The sequence below is a fragment of the Shewanella sp. 1CM18E genome, from assembly GCF_023161665.1.
Lineage (GTDB): Bacteria > Pseudomonadota > Gammaproteobacteria > Enterobacterales > Shewanellaceae > Shewanella.
This window is the reverse complement of record NZ_JALNTW010000028.1, coordinates 19,041-27,814: the sequence shown is the minus strand read 5'-3', so window position 1 is coordinate 27,814 and position 8,774 is coordinate 19,041. Positions and strand designations below refer to the sequence as shown.

Sequence of the window (8,774 nt, the reverse complement as noted above, 5' to 3'; positions counted from 1 at the left end):
AATTCCATTAAACGGACTTCAGGCAAAGCCTAATTGATGATAACCACCTACTGAAGTAGGTGGTTTAGGGCTGAAAATAAAAAACCGAGTGATAGACACTCGGTTTGATTTCTAGTTGCAACGGCAACTCAAAAGCCCATTGCGTACTTAAGCACTTGCTTTTTAATTGGGCTATCTATATTGGCCAGTTTTAATGCGCCATTACGGATCAACTTAAGCGGCAAAATATCATTACTAAAGCTGGCATAGAAAAGATCCATAGTCGACATCATTAATTGGTTGTCACGATAGCGAGACTTTTGATATTCAGCCAATACAGGTGCTTGCCACCAGCCATTATCATCTTCTAGGTGCTTGCCAATCGTCGTCACCAGAGCATCGACATCTTTAAAGCCAAGATTAACACCCTGTCCTGCTAACGGGTTGATAGTATGAGCGGCATCGCCAAGGATCACTAAGTTATTGCGATAATAGGTTTGCGCGTGACGCCTAGTGAGCTTAAAGCTCGCTTTACTTACCACGGTAAAGTCTCTATCTAACCGGCTCGGAAAGTGCTGATCTATTTGCGCTTGTAAAGCTTTATTGTTGAGCTGAGTTAACTGAGCAATCTTATTAGCTTCATCGTACCAAACCAGCGAAGCATTGTTACCCGGTAAAGGTAATAAGGAGCGTGGACCATTTGGAGTAAATTGCTGCCAAGTCACGTCTTGCTCGGCACAAGCGGTTTCAATATTAATCAGCATGGCCGATTGAGCATAGTCCCAGCCACTAATACCAATATTGGCCCACTGGCGCACCATAGAGTTAGCACCATCAGCCCCAATCAGTAAGCGTGTTGTAAAGCAATCTTGATTATCTAGCGTCACAGCAATGACATCTTGCGCAGTCTGTCTAGATAAAGTGGCGATTTTTGCAGGACAAAAAAGCGCGATATTATCGAGCTGCTGCATACGCTGCCAAAGTGCCAATTGAATTAAACGATTTTCAACGATATGACCTAAGTGAGAGCAACCAATTTGATCACTATGAAAGCGGGTAATACAGCCTTCAAGTTCCCAGGTTTCTAATCCTTTATATGCCACTTTACGTACATCATCTAAACCAGATAAAGCACCTAAGCGCTCAAGTAACGTTTCTGATGCAGCGCTAATTGCAGATACACGGAGATCGAGTGCTTGCTCGTTGTCATATGGCTTTGGCGCAAACGCTTCAACTACAGCCACGTTTAATCCTAGCTGAGCAAGGCCAATAGCCGTAGCAGCACCAACCATGCCGCCACCAACTACAACTGCGTCATATACGCTGCTTTTTGTATCTGTCTGTTCCACTGCGTTGCATCTCCTGCCACCTGAACGATTCTTCGCTTTCGAGTTTACACCTAAATGACATCCGAATAATCGCTTTATAAAAGAAAGTTTGCAGTATTTGATACTCAGCAAATTCTCGTCGCCGCCTTTGTAAATAAACCACCACTAAATATGTCGTTTAATGTCTGAAGCAACTCTAACGTGTACAAATGTGTCTGAAGCAAGCTTTCCTCACACCTGCTTACAAACCACAAAAGCGCACCAGCAACCATCACATACACTCAAACTATCTAATTAACAGCTACAACATACTAATGAGTGAGGAACCGATGAAGACACTTACCTTGGCTGCACTCGTGCTGTCATCAATGATGTCACTTCAAAGCAGCGCTGAGCCAGTATCCAATGATATGGAACACATAAGCGTGATTTATCGTACACCATTTGAATATTCGTTATATCAATACACCCAAGATACCTTACAAACATTTAATCAGCAGATGAGAGTAGAAATTATCCTTCAAGCGAAACAAAGCAGTATGCAAATGGCTAAGTCACAAGGCTTTATAGTCGATGACTCTGAAATTGCACTTGAGTCACCTAAACCCATGCTAAGCACATGGAGATTAAAAGCTGCAGAATAAATTCACTTATTAATGGCCAAATGCTAGCCACAAGCTAACTTAGGCGTTAAAATGTCGCGCTATTTTTTCGGTGCTTCTAGAGTGATACAGACTGATGAGTAAAAAACTCCATATTAAAACTTGGGGCTGTCAAATGAATGAGTATGACTCTTCTAAGATGGCTGATCTTCTTGACGAATACGAAGGTTACACATTAACAGACGATGCTGAAGAAGCTGATGTGCTGCTGCTTAACACTTGCTCTATTCGTGAAAAAGCACAGGAAAAGGTGTTTCATCAGCTAGGGCGCTGGAAAACATTAAAAGATAAAAAGCCAGGACTGATTATTGGTGTTGGTGGTTGCGTTGCCTCACAAGAAGGTAAAGCAATTAAAGAGCGTGCGCAGTGTGTTGATCTAATCTTTGGTCCACAAACACTGCACCGTTTACCTGAAATGATCGATCAGATCAAAGACGGTAAGAAAGCAGTGATTGATGTTAGCTTCCCAGAAATTGAGAAGTTTGACCGTCTACCTGAGCCACGTGCAGAAGGCCCAAGCGCTTTCGTATCAATTATGGAAGGTTGCAGTAAATACTGCTCTTTCTGTGTTGTGCCATACACTCGTGGTGAAGAAGTGAGTCGTCCGCTAGACGATATCATTTTAGAAATCGCCCAATTGGCAGAGCAAGGCGTACGTGAAGTAAACTTGCTTGGACAAAACGTAAACGCTTATCGTGGTGCAACCCATGACGATGAGATCTGTACCTTTGCTGAACTTTTACGTTACGTAGCTGCGATTGATGGTATTGACCGTTTACGTTTCACCACCAGCCACCCAATTGAGTTCACTCAAGACATTATTGATGTGTATGAAGACACCCCTGAATTGGTGAGCTTTTTACACTTACCAGTGCAATCAGGTTCAGATTTAATTCTAACTCAGATGAAACGCGGCCATATGGCTATCGAATATAAGTCGATTATCCGCCGTCTGCGTAAAGCACGCCCTGATATTCAAATCAGCTCTGACTTTATTATTGGTTTCCCTGGTGAATCGAAGCAAGATTTCGCTGATACAATGAAGCTGATTGAAGATGTACAGTTTGACCATAGCTTTAGCTTTATCTATAGCGCACGCCCAGGTACGCCTGCGGCAGATCTACCAGATGATGTTAGTCTTGATGAGAAAAAAGAGCGCCTTGCTATCTTACAAGACCGTATCACTCAGCAAGCTATGCGCTACAGCCGCCAAATGTTAGGCACAGTACAGCGTATTTTAGTTGAAGGTCCATCGGTGAAGAACCCAATGGAACTTCGCGGCCGTACAGAGACTAACCGAGTGGTTAACTTTGAAGCATCACCAGAACACATTGGTGGCTTTGTCGATGTTGAAATCGTTGATGTTTACACCAACTCATTACGCGGTGTGTTTATCCGTGGTGAAGATGAAATGGATTTACGTCGTGATTTGCGCCCATCTGATATTATGGCCAAATATAAGAAAGATGACGACTTAGGTGTAACCCAGTTTAAGCCTGCTTAAACCGGTTAAAGCGCTAATTCGAAACACGCTAAAGGCGGCATCCTGAGATGCCGCTTTTTTCTTCTTAATTGCCTATGATAAATACCATTCGCAATTATTAAGGATGGCTCGTAAACTAGCATGAAAGACGTATAACTAGACCAAGATTAATGGAGTGATTTTTTGTCAAATAAGTTAACCACGCTCAACCTGTATTTAGAGCCTGCGGAAACCCGCCGACTAGCGTCGCTTTGCGGCCCATTTGATGACAATATCAAACAATTAGAGCGCCGAATTGGTGTAGAGATTAGCTATCGTAATAACCACTTTCAAATTGTAGGTGCGCCGAAAAACTGCTTAACGGCTAACAACCTTTTGAAAGATCTTTATATTGAAACTCAGCCACTCAAAGGCAGTACACCTGATTTAGAGCCTGATGCTGTTCATGTAGCGATTCAAGAGGCTATAGCCCTTGATATGGAAACGCCGCGTGATGAAAGTGAGTTGTATATAAAGACTAAGCGCGGTGTTATTAAGCCGCGTAATCCAAACCAAAGTGACTACGTGCGCAATATTGTTAATCACGATATTACTTTTGGTATTGGCCCTGCGGGTACCGGTAAAACTTACCTTGCTGTAGCAGCTGCTGTTGATGCTTTAGAGCGTCAAGAAGTACGTCGTATCTTGCTGACTCGCCCAGCAGTTGAAGCCGGAGAAAAGTTAGGCTTCCTACCGGGAGATTTAAGCCAGAAAGTCGACCCATATTTGCGCCCACTTTATGACGCACTATTTGAAATGATGGGCTTTGAAAAAGTTGAGCGCTTAATTGAGCGTAACGTTATTGAAGTCGCGCCACTTGCTTATATGCGCGGACGAACATTAAACGATGCGTTTATTATTCTCGATGAAAGCCAAAACACCACAGTTGAACAGATGAAAATGTTCCTAACGCGTATTGGTTTTAATTCTCGCGCAGTGATCACCGGTGACATTACCCAAATAGACTTACCTAAGCATCAAAAGTCTGGCCTACGCCACTCGATTGAAGTGTTAGGTGAAGTGGAAGAGATCAGTTTTAACTTCTTCCAAGCAAAAGATGTTGTGCGCCACCCAGTGGTGGCTCGCATTGTTGAAGCTTATGAAGCATTCGACTTAAAAGCACAATCAGGTAAAGGCAACAAAGACAGCCAATACCAATTACAGGAAACCGTAAATCATGAGTGATAATCAACTGATTATCGATCTCGATGTTCAAATCGCAGTAGAAGGTTTTACACTACCCTCTACTGCCGAATTGGAACTTTGGGTAAAAACTGCAATCAGAGATACAATGAGCGAGGCAGAATTAACGATTCGTATCGTTGAAGTCGAAGAAAGCCAAAGCTTAAATAGTACTTATCGTGGTAAAGACAAACCAACCAATGTATTGTCTTTCCCGTTTGAAGCACCACCGGGCATTGAACTACCACTACTTGGTGATTTAGTGATTTGTGCGGCGGTAGTAGAGCAAGAAGCAATTGATCAAAACAAACCCCTAATCGCACATTGGGCACACATGGTTGTACATGGTTGCCTCCATCTGCTAGGGTATGATCATATTGAAGATCTCGAGGCTGAAGAGATGGAGTCACTAGAGACTCAACTTATTGAAAGCCTTGGTTATAACAATCCTTATAAGGAGCAATAATTGGCTCATCTGAGTCAGGAAAACACTATGAGTGACGATATCCCACCGAGTACTAACGCCCAAAAGAAGGGCTGGTTAGAGAAAGTAAGTCAGTTGTTCCAGGGCGAACCAAGAAATCGCGAAGACTTGGTTGACGTAATTCACGACGCAGAAATGCGTGAAGTGATCAGCGAAGACACCCGCGAAATGATTAAAGGTGTTTTAGAAGTTTCCGATCTACGAGTGCGGGATATTATGATCCCACGAGCGCAGATTGTAGCTATCCAAATTGACGACAGCGTAGAAGAAGTTCTGTCTACTGTTATCAGTTCGGCACACTCTCGTTTTCCAGTAGTCAATGAAGACAAAGATCATATCGAAGGCATTTTGCTTGCGAAAGACTTGCTTCAGTATGGCTTCAAAAACAATGAAAAGCCGTTTGAATTACGTCAAGTAATTCGCCCTGCTGTTGTTGTTCCTGAAAGTAAACGTGTTGACGTTTTGCTGAAAGAATTCCGTTCTCAGCGTTACCATATGGCAATTGTTGTCGACGAATATGGCGGCGTATCAGGTCTTGTTACGATTGAGGATATTCTCGAAGAAATCGTAGGCGATATCGAAGATGAGTTTGATCATGACTCTGCAGAAGAGACTGAAATCAAACAAGTTGCTAAACAAGTATTCATGGTTAAGGCATTAACTCCTATCGATGACTTCAACGAAGCATTCGGTACAGAGTTCAGTGACGAAGAGTTTGATACTGTTGGCGGCATGGTTTCACACGCATTTGGCCATTTGCCAGAGCGCGATGAAAAAGTCATGATCCAAGATATTGAATTTAAAGTGGTTAACGCAGACACTCGTCGCTTAATCCAACTTAGAGTCAAGTTCCCAGATAACAATCATAGCCATGATGAGTCGGTAGCTTAACTACTGGCTAACGTTATCTCGACCCAATGATGAGGCTGTATGCTGAATAAACTTCGGGCATTAGCCCATCATCCGCGTTCGAAAACGGTGCTGGCCTACTTGGCCGGTGCCACTACGGCGCTTTCTTTTGCCCCCTATTCTATTTGGCCACTTTATCTAGTTGCCATGGCCTTTGTTATCCATCAAAGTGCAGACCTAACAGCAAAGCAAGCTTTCCGTTATTGGCTAAGCTTTGGTTTTGGCTGCTTCTCTGTTGGTATTAGTTGGGTTCATGTGAGTATGGACGTATACGGCGGTATGCCGCTGATTGCCTCCATGGGATTAATGGCGCTGCTCGCGTTATACCTAGCCCTGTACCCTGCTCTTGCTGGTTGTTTGCTACAAAAGCTAACCCCAACCACATCGATTAGCCGAAATTTATTACTCTTTCCAGCCCTGTGGACTGTCACAGAATGGCTGCGCGGCTGGGTATTAACAGGCTTTCCTTGGTTATGGGCCGGATACAGTCAAACAGAGGGGCCATTAAAACCTATAGCTTCCATGTTCGGCACCTTAGGCTTGAGTTTTATTGTCGCTATGCTTGCCGGCGCTATCGCATTATTAGCAGTTAAACGCTGGCAAAGTTTTGTCATCGCAGTGCCTGCACTTGCAGCGTTAACCTTTATCGCACCAATGACTTCACAAGTTGAGCCTAATGGCGAAACAATAAAAGTTGCGTTAGTACAAGGTAACATTCCCCAAAGCATGAAATGGGAGCCTGACGCCTTATGGCCAACCATGCTCAAATACATGGACTTATCACGACCAGAATTTGCAGCCGATTTAATTATTTGGCCAGAAGCTGCAATTCCTGCACCCGAATATATGGTGAAGGATTTTCTCTATAACGCTAATAAAGTTGCCAACTTAAATGATATAGCAATCATCACTGGCATTATTAGCAACCAAGGTGATGCTTTTTATAACTCTCTTATTGTTCTCGGCAATTACAACCATAAGCAACAAAGCGAGCCAGACTACCTCGGTGATGGCAGTAATGAATTTAAGAAACATCATCTGCTACCAATCGGTGAATTTGTGCCATTTGAATCATTGCTACGTCCACTAGCACCGTTTTTCAACTTGCCAATGTCATCTTTCGCTCGAGGTGAATTCACTCAACCCAATTTGAATGCTGTTGGCCACCAAGTATCGCCAGCGATTTGCTACGAAATAGCCTTTCCTGAGCAACTTCGGGCTAATATGAACGACAATACCGACTTGCTAATGACAGTCTCTAATGATGCTTGGTTTGGTACCTCAAATGGTCCGCTGCAGCATATGGAAATTGCACAAATGCGCTCAGTAGAGCTAGGTAGACCATTGGTTCGCGCAACAAACAACGGCGTAACCGCTGTGGTTGATGAACGAGGAAATATCACCAAACAGCTACCGCAATTTGAAGATGGTGTATTAGTCGCAGACATTAAGCTAATGAAAGGACATACCTTTTTTACTACCTTTGGGCAATGGCCTGTGTTATTTTTAAGCTTTATAATCGCGACCCTTGCAGTAATTAGGAAGAAGTTGTGCAGCGTTCAAAACAGAAAGGATTCACGTTAATAGAGCTGGTCGTAGTGATCATTATCCTCGGTATTTTAGCCGTCACTGCAGCGCCAAAATTTATCAGCTTATCGAGTGACGCCAAAAGCGAAGTGATTGAGCAAATTGAGGCTAGTGCTAAAACAGCGAACACATTTATTTATGCTAAAACACAAATGCCTAGCCTTAATAAACGCCCAGACGGCAGTCGTGACGACATTACTGATATCGATATTAATGGTGATGGCAATTACAACACTCGCCTGATCTATGGCTACTTAGACAATGAAGATCTCGTCGAATGGCTAGAGCTAGACGATGTTTTTGTGGTTGAAGAACAAGGCCGTGGTGAACTTTATATTGGCTATGATGATAATGACGATGGCTACGTAAGCGATAACTTTTGTTATTTCAAATATGTCCAAGCGGCAACCGCCACTAGTCAGCCACAATATTCTACAATCAACACTGGCTGCTAACTCAAAGCGTTAATAAGCAAGTTAAAAATACAGCCGTTAGATACTCTAACGGCTGTTTTATTTACCACTCATGCTGTTGTGATTGCGATAGTAAGTCTCATCAGCTTTGGAACCACAACCTTGCAAACCTAGGGCGCTAAAGCCTCGCGGGTAAACTCATTATTATCGCATTCAGTGCAGTCAGAAAGCACACCCGGAAACTCAATTTTAGACTCATGGCCACAAGCCGTACACACCATATTACCTTGGCCGACAATTTCACCACTTTCATAATATCCGTGATGTTTAAAATCTTGCGCCACCTCATGCCATTCCAATTGGCTACGGTCAGTAATTTCACTTAACCAATGCCATAATGTGTTTTCCACAGTAATCATTGTCGGACTGTGGCTCAAATCGGAGGCATTTTGCTCTTGGAGGAAACTGGCAATGTCACGTTTTAAAAATTGTTCCACTAAAGCAAGCTCTTCTTCCTTTGCTTGCTGCTTTATTGCTAAGTATTGTTTACTCGCTTGTACTTGCTTATACAAACTCTTTACTGTCAATGAGTTATCATCTCTATATTGAGTTTTAATATGCTCAATTAGGGCTTCGTAAAGCGAAAGTAGCGCGGTACTTTGGTCACTCATGGTAAATACTCCTTCAACGAACCTTTTTAATGACTCA

General features: G+C 43.0%; 9 protein-coding genes. 7 read left to right on the top strand and 2 right to left on the bottom strand.

From position 1 onward, the window contains the following. Nucleotides 1–128: 128 nt before the first annotated feature. Complete coding sequence (locus tag MSG37_RS21090; RefSeq protein WP_348984468.1) at nucleotides 129–1,328, bottom strand: FAD-dependent oxidoreductase; 1,200 nt, start codon at nucleotides 1,326–1,328, stop codon at nucleotides 129–131. 308 nt (nucleotides 1,329–1,636) lie between these two features. Between MSG37_RS21090 and MSG37_RS21085 the strand changes: the two genes are divergently transcribed. From MSG37_RS21085 to MSG37_RS21055, 7 genes are all read left to right on the top strand, one after another. Continuing rightward, nucleotides 1,637–1,951: a hypothetical protein gene (locus MSG37_RS21085; protein ID WP_248472748.1), complete on the top strand. Its 315-nt coding sequence runs from the start codon at nucleotides 1,637–1,639 to the stop codon at nucleotides 1,949–1,951. 94 nt (nucleotides 1,952–2,045) lie between these two features. Beyond that, the gene (gene miaB, locus MSG37_RS21080; RefSeq protein WP_248472747.1) at nucleotides 2,046–3,473 is read left to right on the top strand and encodes a tRNA (N6-isopentenyl adenosine(37)-C2)-methylthiotransferase MiaB; all 1,428 of its coding nucleotides are present in this window, start codon (nucleotides 2,046–2,048) and stop codon (nucleotides 3,471–3,473) included. A gap of 162 nt (nucleotides 3,474–3,635) precedes the next feature. Further along, entirely contained in the window at nucleotides 3,636–4,676 is a 1,041-nt protein-coding gene (locus tag MSG37_RS21075) for a PhoH family protein (protein WP_248472746.1), read from the top strand. Next, entirely contained in the window at nucleotides 4,669–5,139 is a 471-nt protein-coding gene (gene ybeY, locus MSG37_RS21070; RefSeq protein ID WP_248472744.1) for an rRNA maturation RNase YbeY, read from the top strand. Before MSG37_RS21075 ends, ybeY begins: the two co-directional genes overlap by 8 nt. A 27-nt stretch (nucleotides 5,140–5,166) precedes the next feature. Then, nucleotides 5,167–6,048, top strand: coding sequence for a CNNM family magnesium/cobalt transport protein CorC (gene corC / locus MSG37_RS21065; RefSeq protein ID WP_248472742.1), 882 nt, complete (start codon nucleotides 5,167–5,169; stop codon nucleotides 6,046–6,048). Nucleotides 6,049–6,087: 39 nt separating this feature from the next. Continuing rightward, nucleotides 6,088–7,650: an apolipoprotein N-acyltransferase gene (gene lnt, locus MSG37_RS21060; protein ID WP_248472740.1), complete on the top strand. Its 1,563-nt coding sequence runs from the start codon at nucleotides 6,088–6,090 to the stop codon at nucleotides 7,648–7,650. Then, complete coding sequence (locus MSG37_RS21055; protein WP_248472738.1) at nucleotides 7,617–8,108, top strand: type II secretion system protein; 492 nt, start codon at nucleotides 7,617–7,619, stop codon at nucleotides 8,106–8,108. Before lnt ends, MSG37_RS21055 begins: the two co-directional genes overlap by 34 nt. A gap of 128 nt (nucleotides 8,109–8,236) precedes the next feature. On the opposite strand, the gene MSG37_RS21050 is transcribed toward MSG37_RS21055, so the two are convergent. Further along, a complete protein-coding gene (locus tag MSG37_RS21050) occupies nucleotides 8,237–8,737 on the bottom strand; it encodes a zinc ribbon-containing protein (protein ID WP_248472736.1) in 501 nt (166 codons plus the stop codon). Nucleotides 8,738–8,774 lie beyond the last annotated feature (37 nt).

Coding starts and splice junctions, on each gene's coding strand:
- MSG37_RS21050 (WP_248472736.1), bottom strand. CDS start 8,737: ATGAGTGACCAAAGTACCGCGCTACTTTCGCTTTACGAAGCCCTAATT.
- miaB (WP_248472747.1), top strand. CDS start 2,046: ATGAGTAAAAAACTCCATATTAAAACTTGGGGCTGTCAAATGAATGAG.
- MSG37_RS21085 (WP_248472748.1), top strand. CDS start 1,637: ATGAAGACACTTACCTTGGCTGCACTCGTGCTGTCATCAATGATGTCA.
- corC (WP_248472742.1), top strand. CDS start 5,167: ATGAGTGACGATATCCCACCGAGTACTAACGCCCAAAAGAAGGGCTGG.
- ybeY (WP_248472744.1), top strand. CDS start 4,669: ATGAGTGATAATCAACTGATTATCGATCTCGATGTTCAAATCGCAGTA.
- lnt (WP_248472740.1), top strand. CDS start 6,088: ATGCTGAATAAACTTCGGGCATTAGCCCATCATCCGCGTTCGAAAACG.